Genomic DNA, 18,951 nt, shown 5'->3' with positions numbered 1-18,951 from the left:
GTGGGGGTGTCAATGGGTCGAACAGGTAACGGTTTCGACAAGCCTTTCGAGAATTCTTTCGCTTTCTACGAAACCTTCACAAGGGCGCCTAGGAACGTGACCGACGGGGAATCTAGTCTTCCGGCGTCATGGACTACTGCCACCCGTGCCAACGGCACCTCAACGGCGCCCTGGCCTGCCCCGGGTGCGGAACTCCGGCACGCGCCACCGCGGCGGAGGCGCCGGCCGCGTACGCGCGCGCGGGCACGGGTGGGGCACCGGGGTACGGCGTCCCCCAGCAGCACGGGTCCCAGGAGTACGGGTCCCAGCACCACGGGTCTCAGGAGCACGGATCCCAGCAGTACAGGGCGCCGGAGTACCGCATCCCCCAGCAGTACCAGCCGGCCGGTCCGGAGCAGGTGGCGTGGACGGAGCAGCGGGAGCCGGGCCGGGACTGGGATCCCGAGGCCGAGTCCGACACCGAGGCCGCAGCCGACAGTGACCCCGAGCCCGATTCCCCGGCCGAGGCCGGCTCCGAGCCCGGCGGCCGGGCCGCCCGGCGCCGGGCGCGTGGCACCACGGCCGGCCCCGCCGAGGCCGACGCCAGCCGCCGCGACCGCAAGGCCGCCGCGCACCGGCGTCGGCGCCGGCGTACCGTGCTGATCACCGCGGGCTTCATGCTGGCCGCGGGCAGCCTCGGGCTCGCCGAACTCGGCACGGACGCGCCCTTCTCGCCCTTCTCCAGCGGACAGCCGGACACCGCCCGGGACGCCGCGGCCGACGGCGGCACCTCCTCCGCGTCCCCCGGCGCCTCGGCCGACCCGGCCTCCGACACCTCCGGCGCGGCCCCCGGCGCGGCCGGCTCCGCCTCCCCGGACGCCTCCGCGTCCGCCTCCAAGTCCCCGAAGGACAAGGCCTCCAAGTCGCCCGACGCCAAGGACACCGGCAAGGCGTCGCAGACCGCCGCGCCGGGCGCCGGCACCACCCCCCGGGCCCCGGCGCCCACCGCCAGCTCCCAGCCCGCCTCCAGCCCCACCAGTGCCCCGACGACGTCGGCTCCGCCCCCGGCCCCCTCGCCCACCAAGACCTGCACCCGTTTCCTGTGGTGGTGCGCCTGAGCCGCGCCCCGCACCGCGCGCCACCCCGCGCCATCCGCCATCCGGGGCAGTGGCCACACCCCCGGGCGCTCGCGGCGGTTGAGTCGAACGGGTACATCGCGCCGTACCGGTCTCGGGAACGCCCCGAACGGGAACGGGCGTTGTGCTGAGAGGGAGCGGCGAGCAGCGGCTCGGTTGAGGAGAGCGGATGACGCAGCAGATCACCGTCCAGGGCACGGTCGCCGAGGGGTTCGAGGCGGTGCGTGAGGAGTTCGCCGCGTTCGTCGCCGGGGAACGGGCCGACTACGAGGGCCAGTTGTGCGCGTATCTGCACGGAAGGCGGGTCGTCGACCTGTGGGCGGGCGCGGAGGCGGACTCGCTGTACGGCGTGTTCTCGTCCACCAAGGGCGCCGCCCATCTGGTGGTCGCGCTCCTGGTGCAGGACGGCACGCTGGAGCTGGACCGCAAAGTGACCTACTACTGGCCCGAGTTCGGCGCCGAGGGCAAGGGCTCCGTCACCCTGAGAGACCTGCTGGCGCACCGGGCGGGCCTGGTCGGGATCGACGCCGGGTTCTCCGCCGAGGAGCTGGCCGACGACCGGGCGATGGCCGAGCGGCTCGCGGACCAGAAGCCGTTCTGGCGCCCGGGGACGGCGTTCGGCTACCACGCGCTGGTGATCGGCGCGCTCACCGGAGAGGTGGTCCGCCGGGCCACGGGCCGCACGCTCCAGGAGGTCTACGAGGAGCGGGTGCGCGCGCCGTACGCGACGGACTTCTTCCTCGGCCTGCCCGAGTCCCAGGAGCCCCGCTTCCGCCCGGTGCAGCCGATGCTCCCCACGCCCGAGCAGCAGGCCCTGCTGGAGGCCCGGCCGGCCGGTCCGCACACCCTGACCTCGATCGCCTTCAACGCGCACGTCCCGGAGCCGGGCACCCTGGCCGAGTACGCCAACTCCCGCCTGGTACGGGCCAAGGGACCGGCGTCGGCGGGCGGCGTGGCCTCCGCGCGCGGGCTCGCCACGATGTACGCGGCGGCGATCAGCGAGCTGGACGACCGGCCCCCGCTGCTGAAGCCGGACACGGTCGCCGAGGTGGGCCAGATCCACTCCGTGGGCTACGACCTGGTGGCCCGCGTCCACAGATCGTTCGGCCTCGGCTTCCAGGCCACCGCCGACATGTGGCACCCGGTCCTGGGCGCCGGCGCCTTCGGCCACAGCGGCGCGGGCGGCTCCCAGGCCTTCGCCGACCCGCGCAGTGGCCTGGCGTACGGCTACACCCGCCGCCGGATGGCGTTTCCGGGCGGAGCGGCACCGGAGAACGACGGGTTGGTCGCGGCGGTGCACCGGGCGGCGCTGAAGAGCGTCTGACGGCCGCCGCCCGGAAAGGGGCACGGTCCGACAGGAGACCGCACCCCACGTCCAAGGGTGCGGTCCCCGCAGTGCGCAACGACGGGCGTCAGACCAGCGTCACGGTGATGTTCCCCCGCGTCGCCTTCGAGTACGGGCACACCTGGTGAGCCTTCTCGACCAGCTCCCGGGCCACCTCGGCGGACACACGGGGAATGCTCGCCGAGATCTCCACGATGATCCCGAACCCGTCCTCGTTCTTGCCGATGCCGACCTTCGCGGTGACGGTCGACCCGGAGACGTCGGCGCCCTCCTGCCGGGCGACGACCCCCAGCGCGCCCTGGAAGCAGGCGGAGTACCCCGCGGCGAACAGCTGCTCCGGGTTCGTGCCGGCGCCGCTGCCGCCCATCTCCTTGGGCGGGTTGACGACGACGTCGAGTCGGCCGTCGTCCGTGGCGACCCGGCCGTCCCGCCCGTTCTCGGCGGTGGCGACGGCGGTGTACAGGACGTCGGACTGGGTGATGGGCATGCGGTTGTCCTCCTCCTCGGTCCGCCACGACTCGCGCCCACGATCGACGGCGGAATTCGGAAAGAAGTTACCGCATTACGGAAACAGCGGGGAAGGTCTACCCTGGGCCTCAGAGCTTGACGATCATCTTGCCGATGTTGTCGCCGCGCAGCACCCCGAGGAACGCCTCCAGGGTGTTCTCGACGCCCTCGACGACCGTCTCGCGGTACTTCAGCTCGCCCGAGGCGACCCACGGCCCGACCTTCCGGACGAACTCCGGCTGCAGGTCGTAGTGGTCGCCGACCAGGAAGCCCTGGATGCGGCCCCGGGTCTGGATCAGCCGGGCGAGGTTGCGCGGGCCGGGCGCGGGCTCGGTGTTGTTGTAGACCGAGATCATGCCGCAGACGGCGATCCGGCCGCCCTCGCGGAGCGAGCCGATCGCGGCCTCCAAGTGCTCTCCGCCGACGTTGTCGAAGTAGACGTCGATGCCGTCCGGCGCGGCCTCGCGCAGCTGCTCGGCGACCGGCCCCTTCTTGTAGTTGAACGCCGCGTCGAAGCCGTACTCCTCGACCAGCAGCTTGACCTTGTCGTCGGAACCGGCCGAGCCGATGACCCGCGAGGCGCCCAGGAGCCTGGCGAGCTGGCCGACCTGGCTGCCGACGGCGCCCGCCGCGCCGGACACGAAGACGATGTCGCCCTCCTTGAAGGAGGCGGTGCGCAGCAGGCCGGCATAGGCGGTCAGGCCGGTCATGCCGAGGACGCCGAGGTACGTCGACAGGGGCGCGGCCGCGGGGTCGACCTTGACGGCGTTCTTCGCGTCCATGACCGCGTACTCGCGCCAGCCGAAGAAGTGCAGGACGTGGTCGCCGGTCGCGATCCCCTCGGCGTTGGAGGCGATCACCTCGCCGACCGCGCCGCCCTGCATGACCTTGCCCAGCTCGTAGGGGGCGGCGTACGACTTCGCGGCACTCATCCGGCCGCGCATGTACGGGTCCACGGAGAGGTACTTGTTCCGCACCAGTACCTGGCCCTCGCCGGGGGTCGGGACGGGGGTCTCGACGAGGGCGAAGTCCTCGGGCTTCGGCCAGCCGACGGGACGGCTGATCAGGTGCCACTCACGGTTGGTCATGACAGGGCCTTTCTCAAATACTTCAGAACCTGAAACAACGATGCTCCTGAATATTTCAGGATGTCAAGTAACCGGGTATCCTGGAGACCATGTCCACCCCATCGAAGCCCCGCCGCCCCGACGCCCTGACCATGGAGGTCGTCGAACTGATCGGTGACGTCGTCGCCCGCTTCTACGCGGACTACGAGAAGGCGGCGGGCGAGCACACGCTGACCGGACCGCAGGCCCGGCTGCTCAGCCTGCTCGCGCTGGAGCCGCTGCCCATGCGCAAGCTGGCGCACAAGCTCAAGTGCGAGCCGTCCAACGTGACCGGGATAGTGGACCGCCTGGAGTCCCGGGGGCTGGTCGAGCGCCGCCCGGACCCCGCCGACCGGCGCGTGAAGCTGGCCGCCGCCACGGACGAGGGCGTGCGCACGGCCAAGGACCTGCGCGAGGGCCTCCGCTTCGCCCGCGAGCCCCTCGCCGGACTGTCGGAGGAGGAACGCCGCTCCCTGCGCGACCTGCTGCGCCGGATGCTGGACGCCTGAGAAGGCGGATGCCGGCCGCCGGAGAGTCGGTAAAGTCTCCGCCATGCGCGATCTTGGGGTGGGGTTCGGTTATCTGCTGAAGGGCCAGCGCTGGATGACCCGGCACGGCCGGAGCTACGGCTTCGGGCTGCTGCCCGGGCTGATCACCCTGGTGCTCTACGCGGCGGCGCTGGTCGCGCTCGCGGTGTGGGGCGAGGACGCGGTGACCTGGGCGACGCCGTTCGCGGACCACTGGTCCAGCCCTTGGCAGGGTCTGTTCCGGGGGTTTCTGACGGCCGTGCTGTTCGCCCTCGGGCTGCTGCTCGCCGTGCTGACGTTCACGGCCGTCACCCTGCTGATCGGCCAGCCCTTCTACGAGAACCTGTCGGAGAGGGTCGACGCCGAAGCCTCGCCCGACGGCACCGCCCCGCGGTCGGACCTGCCGCTGTGGCGCGAGCTGTGGATCTCGGCCCGGGACAGCCTGCGCGTCCTGGTGCGGGCCGCACTGTGGGGCGTGCTGCTCTTCGCCCTCGGCTTCCTGCCGTTCGTCGGCCAGACCGCGGTCCCCGTGCTCGGCTTCTTCGTCACCGGCTTCTTCCTCACCGAGGAACTCGCCGCCGTCGCCCTCCAGCGCCGGGGCGTCGAACTGCGCGCCCGGCTCGCCCTGCTCCGCTCCCGCAAGACCCTGGTCTGGGGCTTCGGCACGCCCCTCGGCCTGGCCTTCCTGGTCCCGTTCGTCGCGGTGTTCCTGATGCCGGGCGCGGTCGCGGGCGCCACGCTCCTCGCCCGCGACCTGCTGGGCGAGGAGACCGCCGACGACTCCGCTCCCGATGCTCCCGACGCCCCCGGTGCCGCCGGCGGGCGGCCCGATACGGAGGACGTCAGCCCGTGACCCAGATACTCGCCGTCGCCGTCATCACGGTCCTCGCCGTGATCGCCCCCGGTGCCGACTTCGCCATGATCGTCCGCAACAGCTATCTGTACGGCCGCCGCACCGGTCTCCTCGCCGCCGCGGGCGTGGCCGCCGGCGTCCTGGTCCACGTCACCTACACCCTGCTCGGCGTCGGCCTGCTGATCGCCTCCTCCACCGCCCTGTTCACGGTGATCAAGCTGATCGGCGCGGCCTACCTCGTCTACGTCGGCATCCGCACCTACCGCACCCGCGGCGAGCTGAAGATCGACCTGGAGGACCGCCGCGAGCTGACCCCGTTCGCCGCGCTGCGCACCGGCTTCCTCACCAACGTCCTCAACCCGAAGACGACCCTCTTCGTCGTCTCCACCTTCGCCCAGGTCGTCAGCCCCGACACCCCGCTGTACCAGCAGGTCGGCTACGGCCTGTTCATGTCGCTCGCCCACCTGCTGTGGTTCGGCGTGGTCGCCACGTTCTTCTCGGAGGCCAGGATGCGGGCCCTGATGCTGCGCGGCCAGAAGGTCCTCAACAAGGTCATCGGCTCGGTCCTGGCCGGCCTCGGCGTCAGCCTGGCGCTCGCGCCGTCGCACTGAGCGTCGCGGCCGGGGTCCGGCTCAGCACGGGATCCGCTCCGCCGCCTCCCGCAGCGCCGTGACGAAGGCCCGCGCCGCCGTCGTCAGCGAGTGTCCGCGGACCGTCGCCGCGTACACCGCGCGCGGCGGGGCGTCCTCGGCGTGCACCGGCAGCAGGGTGACGTCCGGCCGCACGGACGCGGCGGCCAGCGCCGGGACCAGGGTCACCCCGAGACCGGCGGCGACGTACCCCTGCTTGGCGGTCCACTCGGCGACGACGTGCGCGACGCGCGGCCGGAAACCCAGCCGCACGGCCGCGTCGAGGAGGGTGCCCTCGGGCCGGGGACTGCCGGCGATCCAGTCGGCGTCGGCGAGCCGGGCCAGCCGTACCGGCCCCTCGGCCCGGGCGAGCGGATGTCCGGCGGGCACGGCGACGTACAGGGTCTCGTCGAGGAGATGGTGCAGCTCGTACGCCTCCAGCGGGGCGCGGCCCGTCGTCGAGACCACGGCGAGGTCCAGACGGCCCGCCGTCAGCCGGTCCAGCAGGGCGGGGGAGAGGCCCTCCTCGCGCGCGACGCGGACGCGGGGGTGACGGGCGTGGAAGGCGGCCAGCGCGTGCGGGACGAGCGCCGCGTCGGCGGTGGCGAACGCGCCGAACCGCAGCCGCCCGCCCGCCGCCGCCCGCAGCTCGGCCAGGTCGCGCGCCGCGCCGCGCAGCGACTCGGACACGGCCTCGGCGTACGGCACCAGGGTCCGGCCGGCCTCGGTGAGCCGCACGCCCCGCGGCAGCCGGTCGAAGAGCGGGCCGCCGCCGAGGGCCGACTCCAGCGAGGAGATCTGCCGGGACACCGCGGACTGGGTCCAGCCCAGCGTCCGCGCGGCCACGGTGAACGAGCCGTGCCGGGCGACCTCCAGGAACACCCGCAGCCAGACGGTGGACAGGTCGGGAAGCTCCGGCTCGACATGCGAAGTTGGCATGACAGGGATGCTAGACATTCGCTTGTCGCACCGCACGGCCGGTCCTAGCGTCGACGGCATGGAGAAGATCGCCTTTCTGGGGCTGGGCCACATGGGCGCCCCGATGGCCCGCCGGCTGCTCGCGGCCGGTCATCCGCTCAGCGTCTGGAACCGCACATCGGCCCGCGCCGAGCCGCTCGTCGCCGACGGGGCCGGGCGCGCCGGGTCGCCGTCCGAGGCGGTGCGGGACGCCGACGTCGTGATCACCATGCTCGCCGGACCGGACGCGCTCACCGCCGTCGCCGGCGCCGTCGCGCCGGAGCTGCGGCCGGGTACGGTCTGGGTGGAGATGTCCACCGTCGGACCGGACGCCGTACGGGAACTGGCCGGCCGGCTGGGGGACGGGGTCACCCTCGTCGACGCGCCGGTCATGGGCAGCACCGACCGGGCCGCCGAGGGCACGCTCGGCATCCTCGCGGGCGGGGACACGGCCGCGGTCGAGCACGTCCTCGCGCACCTCGGCACGGTCACCCGCACCGGCCCGCTCGGCTCTGGGGCGTCCCTCAAGCTCGTCGTCAACACGGCGGTGATCGGCGGTGTCGGCCTCGTCGCCGAGGCGCTGCGGCTCGCCGCCGCGCTGGGCCTGGACGGCGGCACCGCCCGGGCGGCGCTGGAGGCGGGGCCGCTCGGCGGCGCGGTCGACCGCGCCTTCGCCGACGGGGCGCTCTTCGCGACCGACCTCGCCGTAAAGGACCTGCGGATCGCCATGGCTGCCGTCGAACTGCCCGTGGCCGCAGCGGTGTCGGAGCAGTTCCGGCAGGTCGCTGCGGACCCCGCACTGGCCCGCGCCGACATCGCCCGAGCCGCCGCCCACCTCATCCGTACCGTGTGAAGGACTCCCCGTGCAGATCACCCTGGGCAACCCCGCCTCCGCACCGCAGCCCCTGAGCCCCTACTACTCCCAGGTGGCCCGGATCGAACACGCCGACGGCAGCGCCCTGTTGTTCCTCTCGGGCCAGATCGCCGAGGGCGCCACCCTGGCCGAGCAGACCCGGGGCGTCTTCGAGACGATCGACGCCCTGCTCAAGGCCCACGGCGCGAGCCTCGCGGACGTCGTCAACATCCGCACGTACCTGACCGACATCGGCAAGCTCGACGAATACGGCACCGTACGGCGCCAGTTCCTCACCGGCACCCCGCCGACGAGCATGACCTTCGAAGTGCCACGGCTGTTCCGCCCGGAGGCGCAGGTGGAGGTGGAGGTCGTGGCGGCCGTACGACCCTCGTGAGAGGAACCGCCCTCAGTCCGCCGGCTCGCCCAGCAGTCGCAGGAAGTCGCGGAACGCCCCCGGCATGTCCACCGACTCCGGGTCCAGCAGCCACTGGTACTGCAAGCCGTCCATCACCGCGACGAGCAGTGGGGCGGTGCGCTCGGGGGTGAGGCCGTTCGGCAGGCGGTCGCCGTACTCGGTGCGGAGCACCGCCGCCATGGACTCCCGCACCCGCGCGTACCGCTCGGTGAAGTACGAACGCGCCGGATGCCCCTCCGTCACGCTCTCGCCCAGCAGCGCCGAGAACGTCTGGATGATCGCCGGCCGCATCGCGTTGTACTCCACCAGCGAGGCCAGCAGATCCACCCGCCACCGCGTGTCCGGCACCGCGTCCCACCGGTCCCGGTCCTGGAGCACGGCCACCAGCAGGGCGTCCTTGGTGGGGAAGTAGTGCAGCAGGCCCTGCTGGGTGAGACCGACACGCTCGGCGACGGCGGCGAGGCTCGCCCCCCGGTAACCGCGCTCGGCGATCACCTCCAGGGCCGCCCCGACGATCTCCGCGCGCCGCTCCTCGCTCCTGACCCTCGCGTTCATGACGTCACCGTACGGCATCCCGCCACCCCAAAGTAACGGCAAGATAACGAAACCTACCACTCTACAGGTACCGGATGCACGATGGGAGGCACCTGCCCGGACGTCAACGAGGAGGCACCGCGATGGCGGGACCCCAGCCCACCCCGGCCGACACGGCCCGCGAGGCGGTCGTCGAGGCCGCTCTCGGCAAGCTCGACCTGGACGCCAAGACGCGGCTGCTGGCCGGCCAGGACATGTGGACCCTGCCCGCGCTGCCGGAGATCGGCCTGAGGTCCCTCGTCATGTCCGACGGCCCGATCGGCGTCCGGGGCGTGCGCTGGACCGCCGACGACCCCTCCGTCGCCCTGCCCTCACCGACCGCGCTCGCCGCCACCTGGGACCCCGAACTCGCCCGCCGGGCAGGGGTGCTGCTCGCTCAGGAGGCCCGCCGCAAGGGCGTCCACGTCCTGCTCGCGCCCACCGTCAATCTGCACCGCTCCCCGCTCGGCGGCCGGCACTTCGAGTGCTACAGCGAGGACCCGTACCTGACCGGTGTCATCGGCTCCGGCTATGTCACCGGCGTCCAGTCCGGCGGGGTCGGCACCACCGTCAAGCACTTCGTCGCCAACGACGCCGAGACCGACCGCCTCACCGTCGACAACCTGGTCTCCGAACGCGCCCTGCGCGAGCTGTACCTCGCCCCGTTCGAGGCCATCGTCGAAAACGCCCACCCCTGGGGCATCATGACCGCCTACAACACGGTCAACGGCACGACGATGACCGAGCACCACTACCTGGTCAACGAAGTCCTGCGCGGCGAATGGGGCTTCGACGGGTTCAACGTCTCCGACTGGACGGCCGCCCGGAACACGGTCGGCGCCGTCAACGGCGGTCTGGACGTCGCCATGCCCGGACCGCGCACCGTCTACGGCGAGGCCCTCGCGCAGGCCGTCCGGGACGGCGAGGTCGCCGAGGCCACCGTCGACGCGGCGGTACGGCGCGTGCTGCGCCTCGCCGCCCGCGTGGGCATCCTGGAGGGCGCCGAGCCCGTCGTCACCGAGCCCCCGGAGACCGTCGACGGCATCGCACTGGCCCGCGAGATCGCCGGCCGCTCCTTCGTCCTGGTCCGCAACGAGCACGACGCCCTGCCCCTGAAGCCGAACGGCACGGTGGCCCTGATCGGCGCCGCCGCCCGCGACGCCCGCATCCTCGGCGGCGGCTCGGCCACCGTGTTCCCGGCCCGGATCGTCTCCCCGCTGGACGGCCTCACCGCCGCCCTGCCCGAGGGCACCCTCACCTACGCGGTCGGCGCCGACCCGGCCACCGAACTCGCCGTAGCCGGCCGGGGATTCCGCCTGACGGCCGTCTGCCGCGACGCCGACGGCGAGGTCATCGGCACCCGCTCGGCCCCGAACGGCCTGATCCAGTGGATGGGTTCGGACCTCCCGGATGGCGTCACCCACGACACCCTGCACACCGTCGAGCTGACCGGCACCTTCACCCCCCGCGCGACCGGCCCGCACACCTTCGGCGTCAAGGGCATGGGCGCCTTCACGCTCACCATCGACGGGACGACGTACTACGACGACGTCCAGCGCCCCGACAAGGACGACCCCTTCGAGGCCTTCTTCGGCGCCCCCGTACCCCGCGCCCAGGCCGAACTCACCGCCGGCGAGGCGGTCGACGTCTGCCTCACCTACGTCGTCCAGCTCCCCGACGACATCCCCATGAAGGTCGTCACCTTCGCGCTCGCCCACGCCGAGCCGCAGCGCGACGCCGACGAGCTGATCGCCGAGGCCGTCGAGGCGGCGCGGAACGCCGACACGGCCGTCGTCATGGTCGCCACCACCGACCGCGTCGAGTCCGAGGGCTTCGACCGGACGGACCTCAGGCTCCCCGGCCGCCAGGACGACCTGGTCCGCGCGGTCGCCGCCGCCAACCCCGACACCGTGGTCGTGGTCAACTCCGGCTCCCCGGTGGAGCTGCCCTGGCGCGAGGACGTCGCCGCCGTCCTGCTCAGCTGGTTCCCCGGCCAGGAGGGCGGCGCCGCCCTGGCCGACGTCCTCACCGGCGCCCGGGAGCCCGGCGGCCGGCTCCCCACCACCTGGGGCTCCCTCGCCGACGCCCCGGTCACCCAGGTCGTCCCGACCGACGGCGAACTGGCCTACACGGAGGACCTGTTCATCGGCTACCGCGCCTGGGAGCGGGCCGGCCGCACCCCGGCCTACCCCTTCGGCCACGGCCTCGGCTACACCGACTGGACCTACGAGTCCCTGGACGTCGACGGCACCACCGCGCGCGTCCGCCTCCGCAACACCGGCGAGCGGCCCGGCCGCGAGGTCGTCCAGATCTACGTCTCCCCGGCCGAGCCCGACCCCGCACGCCCGGCCCGCCGGCTCGCCGGCTTCGCCTCCGCCGAGGCCGGCCCCGGCGAGAGCGTCGAGGTGGCCGTCGCCCTGCCGCGCCGCGCCTTCGAGATCTGGGACGAGACGGCGAACACGTGGGCGTGTGTGAAGGGTTCGTACGAGATCGCCGCCGGACGCTCGATCGCGGACCGCAGGCTCACCGCGCCGATTAACGTCTGATCCGGGACAAGTCCCCCACGGACAGCCCCGGTCCGGTACCTGACACCCGGACCGGGGCTCGTCGCGTCGGGGCCCGTATGGCAGACTCCCGGCCCGCGAACACCGGAAGACACCGGGCACGGCACGGGGGAGAGACATCGTGTATCCAGGCCAGCAGCCGGGGCCGTACGGCCGGCAGCAGCCGACGGGGCCGTACGGGCAGCCGCCGCAGCACCAACAGCCGTATCCGCAGCAGCCGTACCCGCCACAGCAGCCGTACCCGCCACAGGGGTACCCGCAGCAGCCGTACCCGCCCCACCAGCCCTACCCGCCGCAGCAGCCGTACCCGCCCCACCAGCCCTACCCGCCGCAGCAGCCGTACCCGCCGCAGCAGTCCCCGCAGCCGCCCGCCCAGCACATCGGCGAGGGCCGGATGCGGCTGGACCCGAACCTCACCCCCGCCCAGCGTGACCTGGCGCTGAGGATCCAGGCGAAGTCCAAGCCCATGGCCTACGGCATGGTGCTCGGCATTCCGCTCACCTTCGGCGGGGTCCACTACGGCATCACCCAAAAGCCCCTCGGATTCGTCGCGGCGCTCGCCGGACTGGCCCTGCTGGCCTTCGGTGTCTTCTCGCTGATGCAGATGCAGGCCCTCAAGCGGCAGCTGCGGCTCATCACGGCGGACGCCTGGCGTTCCCCGGCCGCGCATCTGCCGGGCGCCCGCAAGGCCGCCACGCAGGCCGCCTATCTCAACGGCCTGCTGGTCCTGCTGTCCCTCGCCGCGACCGGCTACCTGCTCTACAAGGGCGCGGGCTGGGGCGCCTACGGCAACTCGCTGGGCTTCGGCGCGCTGATGCTGGGCGCGGCCCTGCCCTTCGGGATGGCTGTGGCCGCCGTGACGACCATTCCTCAGCTGCTCCAGGTGATTCCGGCCGGGGCGAAGGTGGGGCGGAGCCTGTACTCGATCATCTTCCTGCTGGCCATGACGGTTACGGGGGAAGGGATCAAGGGAGCCTCGATCGGGCCGGTCGTGGGCGGGGGCCTGACGCTGCTGGTCTGCGGCGGTGCGATGTCCCTGCTGGGCAGGGCGGCCAAGCGGATGCGGGGGGAGGCGTGAGGCGCCGTCGGCCGTCCGCCGCTAGCGGACCCCGAACCCGTACACCGTCTCCGAGCGGAACACCTCGCCCGGCCTGAGCACCGTGCTCGGAAACTCCGGGCGGTTCGGGGAGTCCGGGAAGTGCTGGGTCTCCAGGGCGATGCCGTCGCCCGGGGCGAACGGTTCGCCGAGGTGGTCGGCGGTGTACAGCTGGAGGCCCGGCTCGGTGGTCGCCACGGTCAGGGTGCGGCCGGAGGCCGGGTCGTGGAGCTCGGCGACCTCCTCCGGGGTGGCCGTCACGCCCTTGTCCAAGGCGAAGTTGTGGTCGTAGCCCGAGCCGACCTTGCGGGAGGTGCGGAAGTCGAAGCGGGAGCCGGTGACGTCCTCCAGGGCGCCCGTCGGGATCAGGTCCGCGTCGACCGGGATGTAACGGGAGGCGGCGAGCCGCAGTTCGTATCCGCCCGCATGGCCCGCTCCGGCCAGGCTGAAGTAGCTGTGGTTGGTGAGGTTGATCACGGTCGGCGCGTCCGTGACCGCCTCGTAGGCGATCCGCAGCGCGCCGGATGCGTCCAGGGCGTAGGTCGCCGTCACGTCCAGGCGGCCCGGGAAGCCCTCCTCGCCGTGCGGGCTCACCCGGCTCAGCCGTACCCCGTGCTCGACGGGCTCCGCGGCCCACACCCGCTTGTCGAAGCCGGCCCTGCCGCCGTGCAGGGAGTTCGGGCCGTTGTTCGGCTCCAGGGCGTAGACCGTGCCGTCCAGCGGGAAGCGGGCGTGCGCGATCCGGTTGGCGTACCGGCCGATCAGCGCGCCGAGGTACGGCTCCGGGTGCGTGACATAGCCCTCCAGGTCCGGGAAGCCCAGCACCACGTTCGCCGTCCGGCCCTCCCGGTCCGGCACCTGGACCGACCGCACGATCCCGCCGTACGTCAGGACCTCCACGCGTGTCCCGGCACGCTCCAGCGTCCAGCGGTGGACCTCGGTGCCGTCGGAAAGTGTGCCGAAAAGTTCGCTCATGTGGAAAACAGTAGGCGACGCCTGTCCTAGCCCACCGGATTGGCCGCGGTGATCGTCCGGTACGCGATCGCCGCGAGCCGCGCCTGACCGTCCTTGCTGGGATGGAACCAGTCCCAGCGGCTGAGCTGGTCGGTGCCGAAGCGGTAGTCGTAGACCGCGCCCCCGTCGAAGCGGCAGCGGCTGTCCTTGGCGCAGACCTCCTTCAGCACCTCGTTGTACTCCACCACCCGCTGCTGCACCCGGTCCCGGCGCAGCATGGCCGCGCTGGTCAGATCGTCCGCGTCGGACAGCATCGACGGGCAGATGCCGAGCTTCCACACCTCCTTGCCCAGCGGATTGGTCCGCCCTTCGGACCACAGCCGCTTCAGGTTCGGCACGCTCGCCACGTACACCTGCGTCCTCGGCGACGCCGCGCGCAGGGTGCGCAGCGCCTCCTCGAAGTCCGCGCGGAAGCCGGCCACCGAGGTCATGGCTCGCGCCGAGGAGCGGCAGGCGTCGTTCGCGCCCACCATCACCGTCACCAACTGCGGGTCGCGCGCCGCCGCCTGCGCCATCTGCTCGGGCAGGTCCGCCATACGGGCGCCGGTCACCGCGTAGTTCCAGCTGCGCTCCGCCGCGCCCGTGACCCCGAGCAGCCGCACCGCCAGGCTGTCCACCGCGGAGTCGCTGCCGGTCGCCCAGGACACCTCGGGGCAGTCCGACAGCACCGTGCACGCGTCGAAGCCGCGGGTGATGGAGTCGCCGACCGCGGCGATGGAGTCGGGGCTGCGGTTCCACACCGGCGCGGGTCTGGCCGCTCGCGCCTTGGTGCCCTCCGGGGCGGGCGCACTCCCGGCGCCGGTGTCGCACCCGGCGACCCCCAGCAAAGCGGCCGCCACGAGGCTGAGAGCGGCACGCGTACGGCTGCTCGGCTTCCGCATCCCCTGCTGATCCCCTCGTCGTCGAACCCGGCGCCACCGGGTCGTGGTCTGTGCTCCCTCCCATAACAACGCGCGAGGGTTCCCGGACGGGCGCCCTGGAACGGAGCACCCCCGTACAAGCGTCCCCCTGGGTGAATGGCGGAGGTTTCCTGACGCCGGGACCGACGGTACGTCACACTCCTTGCACCGCCGCAGGGTAGCCTCGCCATCAACGCGGCCCTCGTGCCGCTGCCGCCAGTCAGTCCGCAAGATGTCCCGCTCTGCCCGGAGGTTCCGGTGACGACACGTGGAGTTCTGTACGTGCACTCCGCGCCGCGCGCGCTGTGCCCGCACGTCGAGTGGGCCGTCGCCGGGGTGCTCGGCACGCGCGTCAACCTCGACTGGATCCGGCAGCCCGCGGCCCCCGGCACCTGGCGCTCGGAGTTCTCCTGGCAGGGTGAGGCCGGTACGGCCTCCAAGCTGGCCTCGGCCCTGCGCGGCTGGCACCTGCTCCGCTTCGAGGTCACGGCCGAGCCCTGCCCGACCGCCGAGGGCGAGCGCTACAGCTGCACGCCCGACCTCGGCATCTTCCACGCCGTCACCGGCATCCACGGCGACATCCTCATCCCCGAGGACCGCCTGCGCGCGGCCCTGATCCGCTCCCAGCGCGGCGAGACCGACCTGGAGGCGGAGATCGCCAAGCTCCTGGGCAAGCCGTGGGACGACGAACTGGAGCCGTTCCGGTACGCCGGCGAGGGCGCACCGGTGCGTTGGCTGCACCAGGTGGTGTGAGTTCTCCCACCGGGATTCTCCGTATCCGGGCACGAGAAAGGGCCCCTGCCGCTCGGCAGGGGCCCTTTCCCACGTTCTCAGATCGTCCGGAACGCCAGGACCACGTTGTGCCCGCCGAAGCCGAACGAGTCGTTCAGCACGGCGACACGCCCCTCGGGGAGGACCCGCGCCTCGTCGCGCACGACGTCCGCGTTGACCTCGGGGTCGAGCTCGCCGATGTTGATGGTCGGCGGAGCCGTACGGTTGACCAGCGCCAGGATCGACGCCACGGTCTCGATGCCACCGGCACCACCCAGCAGGTGACCGGTCATCGACTTCGTCGCGGAGATCGCCATGTGGTCGACGTCGTCGCCGAACACCTTGCGCAGCGCCTTGATCTCGGCCACGTCGCCCTGCGGCGTCGACGTGGCGTGCGCGTTCACATGCACGATCTCGGCCGGCTTCAGGTCCGTGTTGTCCAGCAGGTTCTGCAGCGCGTGCGCGATCCCGTTGCCGGACGGCTCCGGCTGCGTGATGTGGTGGCTGTCGGCGGAGATGCCCTGGCCGACGGCCTCGACGTAGATCCGGGCGCCGCGGGCCTTGGCGTGCTCCTCGGACTCCAGGACGATCACACCGGCGCCCTCACCGAGCACGAAACCGTCACGGCCGGAGTCGTAGGGACGGGAGGCGCCCTGCGGGTCGTCGTTGTTCTTGGACATCGCCATCATGTTGCCGAACGCGGCGATCGGCAGCGGGTGGATGGCGGCCTCGGTACCACCGGCCACGACCACGTCCGCACGCCCGGTGCGGATCATCTCGATCGCGTACCCGATGGCCTCCGCGCCCGAGGCGCAGGCCGAGACCGGGGTGTGCACACCGGCGCGGGCACCCAGCTCGATGCCGACGTTGGCCGCCGGGGAGTTGGGCATGAGCATCGGCACGGTGTGCGGGGAGACGCGGCGTACGCCCTTCTCCCGGAGGATGTCGTACTGGTCCAGGAGCGTCGTCACGCCGCCGATGCCGGAGGCGATGACCGCACCGAGACGGTCGGGGTTCACGGACGCGTCCTCACCGGCCCTGGCGGTGAAGCCGGCGTCCTTCCAGGCCTCCTGAGCGGCGATCAGCGCGAACTGCGCCGAGCGGTCCAGCTTGCGGGCCTGCGGCCGGGGGATGATCTCGCCCGGCTCGACGGCGATCTGCGCTGCGATGCGGACCGGCAGGTCGGCCGCCCACTCCTGCTCCAGAAGGCCGACGCCGGACTTGCCGGCGACCAGGGCCTCCCAGAACGAAGCTGCGTCGCCACCCAGCGGTGTGGTTGCGCCGATACCGGTGACGACCACGGTGCGATTGGTCGGGCTCACGGGAATTCTTTCTCCAACGGATGCGGGATTCTACGGCGCCACCGCCGGGTGGCGGGGCCTTGCAGCCAAGGGCCTAAGGGGTGGCTCAGGCCTGGTGCTTAAGGATGTAGTCGGTCGCGTCGCCGACGGTCTTGAGGTTCTTGACGTCCTCGTCCGGGATCTTCACGTCGAAGCGCTCCTCGGCGGCGACGACGACCTCGACCATGGACAGCGAGTCGACGTCCAGGTCGTCGGTGAAGGACTTGTCCAGCTGGACGTCCTCGGTGGGGATCCCGGCGATCTCGTTCACGATCTCGGCGAGACCGGCGACGATCTCTTCCTGAGTGGCGGCCATGTCAGGCGCTCCTTCTTCGATGTTCCAGACGGTTTGTGGCAATTGTTGCCGTGCCCGATCCCGAGATCCGGCACGGAGTGCCTAGGGGAGGGTAACGACCGTTGCGGCGTAGACGAGACCCGCCCCGAATCCGATGACGAGCGCGGTGTCGCCGCTCTTCGCCTCCCCGGTCGCCAGGAGCCGCTCCATCGCGAGCGGAATCGAGGCGGCCGAGGTGTTGCCGGTGGTGCGGATGTCACGGGCGACCGTGACGTGCTCCGGCAGTTTGAGGGTCTTCACCATCGAGTCGATGATCCGCACGTTGGCCTGGTGCGGGATGAAGACGTCCAGCTCTTCCGGGCTGATCCCGGCCGCGTCCAGCGCCTGCTGGGCGACCTTCGCCATCTCGAACACGGCCCAGCGGAACACCGCCTGGCCCTCCTGCGTGATGGCGGGGAACTTGATGTTGCCGTCGCTGTCGAGCGGCAGCTCGGACAGGTCGCCGAGCCGGAACCGGTCCCAGGGGACGGTCTGCTTGATCGTCTCGGCCTTGTCGCCCTCGGAGCCCCACACGGTCGGGCCGATCGCCGGCTCCTGCGAGGGACCGACGACGACCGCGCCGGCGCCGTCGCCGAACAGGAAGGCCGTGGCCCGGTCCTCCAGGTCGGTCAGGTCGCTGAGCCGCTCCACGCCGATCACGAGCACGTAGTCGGCGGAACCTTCCACCACCATGCCCTTGGCGAGGGTCAGGCCGTAGCCGAAGCCCGCGCAGCCGGCCGAGATGTCGAAGGCCGCGGCCTTGTCGGTGCCCAGCTTGTCGGCGATCTCGGTGGCGATGGCCGGGGTCTGGCTGAAGTGCGAGACCGTCGAGACGACCACGGCACCGATCTGCTCGGCGCCGATGCCGGCGGCCGCGATCGCCTTGCCGGAGGCCTCGATCGCCATCGCGGCCACGGTCTCCTCGGGGCCGGCCCAGTGCCGGGTCTCGATGCCGGAGCGCGAGCGGATCCACTCGTCGGAGGAGTCGATCTTCTCGAGGATCACCTCGTTGGGCACCACCCGCGTCGGCCGGTAGCCGCCGACGCCGAGGATGCGCGCATACGGGGCGCCCTTGCTGGGCTTGATCTTCGCCATGTACGGCTCCTTCAGGCGCCGGCGTGCTCGGTGATGAGCGCGCGGGCCGCTTCGAGATCGTCGGGGGTCTTCAGGGCCAGCGTCGCGACGCCGGGCAGCGCCCGCTTGGCCAGGCCGGTGAGCGTACCGCCCGGGCACACCTCGATGAGCGCGGTGACGCCCAGCTCCTTGAAGGTCTCCATGCACAGGTCCCAGCGCACGGGGTTGGCGACCTGGCCGACCAGCCGGTCCAGCACCTCGGCGCCCGTGGCGACGGCCCGGCCGTCCTTGTTGGAGACATAACGGACCTTCGGGTCGGCCGGGTCCAGGTCCGCGGCGGCCTTGGCCAGCGTCTCGACGGCGGGCGCCATGTGGTGGGTGTGGAAGGCGCCGGCGACCTTCAGCGCGACGACCTTGCGGACGCCCTCGGGCTTGTCCTCCTCCAGCGCGGCCAGCTGTTCCAGCGTGCCCGCGGCGACGATCTGGCCCGCGCCGTTGATGTTCGCCGGGGTCAGGCCCAGCTTCTCCAGGTGCGCCACGGAGGTCTCGGGGTCGCCGCCGAGCAGTGCCGACATGCCGGTCGCGGTGACCGCGGCGGCGTCGGCCATCGCCAGACCCCGCTTGCGGACCAGGCCCAGGGCGGAGGTGTCGTCCAGAACGCCCGCGAAGGCGGCGGCCGTGATCTCGCCTACGCTGTGGCCGGCCACGGCGTCCGGGGAAATGTCACCCAGTGCCGCGGCGGACAGGATCCCGGCGGCGACCAGCAGCGGCTGGGCCACCGCGGTGTCACGGATGGCGTCGGCGTCGGCCTGGGTGCCGTGGTGGACCAGGTCAAGGCCGATGGCGTCCGACCAGGCGGCGACGCGGTCGGCGGCGCCGGGCAGTTCGAGCCAGGGAGTCAGGAAGCCGGGCGTCTGGGCGCCCTGGCCGGGAGCGACGAGTACGAGCACTCTCACACTCTCTCTTGGGGACGGGC

At 72.3% G+C, this 18,951-nt stretch carries 20 protein-coding genes; 10 read left to right on the top strand and 10 right to left on the bottom strand.

What is annotated here, in order from left to right; all coding sequences use genetic code 11:
* The first annotated feature begins 128 nt into the window (after positions 1–128).
* Together ACQPXS_RS16800 and ACQPXS_RS16795 are read left to right on the top strand one after the other, a co-directional pair.
* The gene (locus tag ACQPXS_RS16800) at positions 129–1,097 is read left to right on the top strand and encodes an SCO2400 family protein (protein ID WP_433450088.1); all 969 of its coding nucleotides are present in this window, start codon (positions 129–131) and stop codon (positions 1,095–1,097) included.
* A 187-nt stretch (positions 1,098–1,284) separates the two neighbouring features.
* Entirely contained in the window at positions 1,285–2,439 is a 1,155-nt protein-coding gene (locus ACQPXS_RS16795; protein WP_433450087.1) for a serine hydrolase domain-containing protein, read from the top strand.
* Positions 2,440–2,527: 88 nt separating this feature from the next.
* On the opposite strand, the gene ACQPXS_RS16790 is transcribed toward ACQPXS_RS16795, so the two are convergent.
* Together ACQPXS_RS16790 and ACQPXS_RS16785 are read right to left on the bottom strand one after the other, a co-directional pair.
* The gene (locus ACQPXS_RS16790) at positions 2,528–2,947 is read right to left on the bottom strand and encodes an organic hydroperoxide resistance protein (RefSeq protein ID WP_351798079.1); all 420 of its coding nucleotides are present in this window, start codon (positions 2,945–2,947) and stop codon (positions 2,528–2,530) included.
* A 109-nt stretch (positions 2,948–3,056) separates the two neighbouring features.
* Positions 3,057–4,055, bottom strand: coding sequence for an NADP-dependent oxidoreductase (locus tag ACQPXS_RS16785; protein ID WP_433450086.1), 999 nt, complete (start codon positions 4,053–4,055; stop codon positions 3,057–3,059).
* An 89-nt stretch (positions 4,056–4,144) separates the two neighbouring features.
* Here ACQPXS_RS16785 and ACQPXS_RS16780 point away from each other — a divergent pair, with 89 nt between their 5' ends.
* From ACQPXS_RS16780 to ACQPXS_RS16770, 3 genes are read left to right on the top strand one after another with little or no spacing between them, the layout of a single operon-like run.
* Positions 4,145–4,582, top strand: coding sequence for a MarR family winged helix-turn-helix transcriptional regulator (locus ACQPXS_RS16780; RefSeq protein WP_356302900.1), 438 nt, complete (start codon positions 4,145–4,147; stop codon positions 4,580–4,582).
* A 43-nt stretch (positions 4,583–4,625) separates the two neighbouring features.
* The gene (locus ACQPXS_RS16775) at positions 4,626–5,453 is read left to right on the top strand and encodes an EI24 domain-containing protein (RefSeq protein ID WP_433450085.1); all 828 of its coding nucleotides are present in this window, start codon (positions 4,626–4,628) and stop codon (positions 5,451–5,453) included.
* On the top strand, positions 5,450–6,064 hold the full coding sequence (locus ACQPXS_RS16770) for a LysE family translocator (protein ID WP_433450083.1): 615 nt from the start codon (positions 5,450–5,452) through the stop codon (positions 6,062–6,064). The genes ACQPXS_RS16775 and ACQPXS_RS16770 overlap by 4 nt, the downstream gene beginning before the upstream one ends.
* A 21-nt stretch (positions 6,065–6,085) precedes the next feature.
* Here ACQPXS_RS16770 and ACQPXS_RS16765 read toward each other — a convergent pair whose 3' ends face one another.
* Positions 6,086–7,021 (bottom strand): LysR family transcriptional regulator, encoded by a 936-nt coding sequence (locus ACQPXS_RS16765; RefSeq protein WP_433450082.1) that lies wholly within the window; start codon positions 7,019–7,021, stop codon positions 6,086–6,088.
* Between the two features lie 58 nt (positions 7,022–7,079).
* Between ACQPXS_RS16765 and ACQPXS_RS16760 the strand changes: the two genes are divergently transcribed.
* Positions 7,080–7,892 (top strand): NAD(P)-dependent oxidoreductase, encoded by an 813-nt coding sequence (locus ACQPXS_RS16760; protein ID WP_433450081.1) that lies wholly within the window; start codon positions 7,080–7,082, stop codon positions 7,890–7,892.
* A 10-nt stretch (positions 7,893–7,902) separates the two neighbouring features.
* Positions 7,903–8,289 (top strand): RidA family protein, encoded by a 387-nt coding sequence (locus ACQPXS_RS16755; RefSeq protein ID WP_433450080.1) that lies wholly within the window; start codon positions 7,903–7,905, stop codon positions 8,287–8,289.
* A gap of 12 nt (positions 8,290–8,301) precedes the next feature.
* Here the strand turns inward: ACQPXS_RS16755 and ACQPXS_RS16750 are convergent, their stop codons facing one another.
* Positions 8,302–8,883: a TetR/AcrR family transcriptional regulator gene (locus ACQPXS_RS16750; protein WP_433450079.1), complete on the bottom strand. Its 582-nt coding sequence runs from the start codon at positions 8,881–8,883 to the stop codon at positions 8,302–8,304.
* Positions 8,884–8,987: 104 nt separating this feature from the next.
* Here ACQPXS_RS16750 and ACQPXS_RS16745 point away from each other — a divergent pair, with 104 nt between their 5' ends.
* Positions 8,988–11,429 (top strand): beta-glucosidase family protein, encoded by a 2,442-nt coding sequence (locus ACQPXS_RS16745; protein WP_433450078.1) that lies wholly within the window; start codon positions 8,988–8,990, stop codon positions 11,427–11,429.
* Between the two features lie 139 nt (positions 11,430–11,568).
* On the top strand, positions 11,569–12,525 hold the full coding sequence (locus ACQPXS_RS16740; protein ID WP_433450076.1) for a hypothetical protein: 957 nt from the start codon (positions 11,569–11,571) through the stop codon (positions 12,523–12,525).
* A 21-nt stretch (positions 12,526–12,546) separates the two neighbouring features.
* Here ACQPXS_RS16740 and ACQPXS_RS16735 read toward each other — a convergent pair whose 3' ends face one another.
* Together ACQPXS_RS16735 and ACQPXS_RS16730 are read right to left on the bottom strand one after the other, a co-directional pair.
* Complete coding sequence (locus tag ACQPXS_RS16735) at positions 12,547–13,518, bottom strand: aldose epimerase family protein (protein WP_433450074.1); 972 nt, start codon at positions 13,516–13,518, stop codon at positions 12,547–12,549.
* A 26-nt stretch (positions 13,519–13,544) separates the two neighbouring features.
* Positions 13,545–14,438, bottom strand: a complete 894-nt coding sequence (locus ACQPXS_RS16730) for an SGNH/GDSL hydrolase family protein (RefSeq protein ID WP_433450073.1) — start codon at positions 14,436–14,438, stop codon at positions 13,545–13,547.
* A gap of 276 nt (positions 14,439–14,714) precedes the next feature.
* On the opposite strand from ACQPXS_RS16730, the gene ACQPXS_RS16725 reads away from it, so the two are divergent.
* Positions 14,715–15,209, top strand: coding sequence for a DUF3145 domain-containing protein (locus ACQPXS_RS16725; RefSeq protein WP_323374923.1), 495 nt, complete (start codon positions 14,715–14,717; stop codon positions 15,207–15,209).
* A gap of 77 nt (positions 15,210–15,286) precedes the next feature.
* Here ACQPXS_RS16725 and fabF read toward each other — a convergent pair whose 3' ends face one another.
* From fabF to ACQPXS_RS16705, 4 genes are all read right to left on the bottom strand, one after another.
* Positions 15,287–16,549: a beta-ketoacyl-ACP synthase II gene (fabF, locus tag ACQPXS_RS16720; protein ID WP_351798102.1), complete on the bottom strand. Its 1,263-nt coding sequence runs from the start codon at positions 16,547–16,549 to the stop codon at positions 15,287–15,289.
* Between the two features lie 85 nt (positions 16,550–16,634).
* On the bottom strand, positions 16,635–16,883 hold the full coding sequence (locus tag ACQPXS_RS16715; protein ID WP_018545314.1) for an acyl carrier protein: 249 nt from the start codon (positions 16,881–16,883) through the stop codon (positions 16,635–16,637).
* An 81-nt stretch (positions 16,884–16,964) separates the two neighbouring features.
* Positions 16,965–17,996: a ketoacyl-ACP synthase III gene (locus ACQPXS_RS16710; protein WP_433450072.1), complete on the bottom strand. Its 1,032-nt coding sequence runs from the start codon at positions 17,994–17,996 to the stop codon at positions 16,965–16,967.
* Positions 17,997–18,007: 11 nt separating this feature from the next.
* A complete protein-coding gene (locus tag ACQPXS_RS16705; protein WP_433450070.1) occupies positions 18,008–18,925 on the bottom strand; it encodes an ACP S-malonyltransferase in 918 nt (305 codons plus the stop codon).
* Positions 18,926–18,951: the final 26 nt, after the last annotated feature.

It is taken from the genome of Streptomyces sp. CA-142005 (assembly GCF_050942335.1).
Lineage (GTDB): Bacteria > Actinomycetota > Actinomycetes > Streptomycetales > Streptomycetaceae > Streptomyces.
The sequence above is the reverse complement of the archived record's forward strand: the minus strand, read 5'-3'. Positions and strand labels throughout refer to the sequence as shown.

Coding starts and splice junctions, on each gene's coding strand:
- ACQPXS_RS16800 (WP_433450088.1), top strand. CDS start 129: ATGGACTACTGCCACCCGTGCCAACGGCACCTCAACGGCGCCCTGGCC.
- ACQPXS_RS16795 (WP_433450087.1), top strand. CDS start 1,285: ATGACGCAGCAGATCACCGTCCAGGGCACGGTCGCCGAGGGGTTCGAG.
- ACQPXS_RS16790 (WP_351798079.1), bottom strand. CDS start 2,947: ATGCCCATCACCCAGTCCGACGTCCTGTACACCGCCGTCGCCACCGCC.
- ACQPXS_RS16785 (WP_433450086.1), bottom strand. CDS start 4,055: ATGACCAACCGTGAGTGGCACCTGATCAGCCGTCCCGTCGGCTGGCCG.
- ACQPXS_RS16780 (WP_356302900.1), top strand. CDS start 4,145: ATGTCCACCCCATCGAAGCCCCGCCGCCCCGACGCCCTGACCATGGAG.
- ACQPXS_RS16775 (WP_433450085.1), top strand. CDS start 4,626: ATGCGCGATCTTGGGGTGGGGTTCGGTTATCTGCTGAAGGGCCAGCGC.
- ACQPXS_RS16765 (WP_433450082.1), bottom strand. CDS start 7,021: ATGCCAACTTCGCATGTCGAGCCGGAGCTTCCCGACCTGTCCACCGTC.
- ACQPXS_RS16760 (WP_433450081.1), top strand. CDS start 7,080: ATGGAGAAGATCGCCTTTCTGGGGCTGGGCCACATGGGCGCCCCGATG.
- ACQPXS_RS16750 (WP_433450079.1), bottom strand. CDS start 8,883: ATGCCGTACGGTGACGTCATGAACGCGAGGGTCAGGAGCGAGGAGCGG.
- ACQPXS_RS16745 (WP_433450078.1), top strand. CDS start 8,988: ATGGCGGGACCCCAGCCCACCCCGGCCGACACGGCCCGCGAGGCGGTC.
- ACQPXS_RS16735 (WP_433450074.1), bottom strand. CDS start 13,518: ATGAGCGAACTTTTCGGCACACTTTCCGACGGCACCGAGGTCCACCGC.
- ACQPXS_RS16730 (WP_433450073.1), bottom strand. CDS start 14,438: ATGCGGAAGCCGAGCAGCCGTACGCGTGCCGCTCTCAGCCTCGTGGCG.
- ACQPXS_RS16715 (WP_018545314.1), bottom strand. CDS start 16,883: ATGGCCGCCACTCAGGAAGAGATCGTCGCCGGTCTCGCCGAGATCGTG.
- ACQPXS_RS16710 (WP_433450072.1), bottom strand. CDS start 17,996: ATGGCGAAGATCAAGCCCAGCAAGGGCGCCCCGTATGCGCGCATCCTC.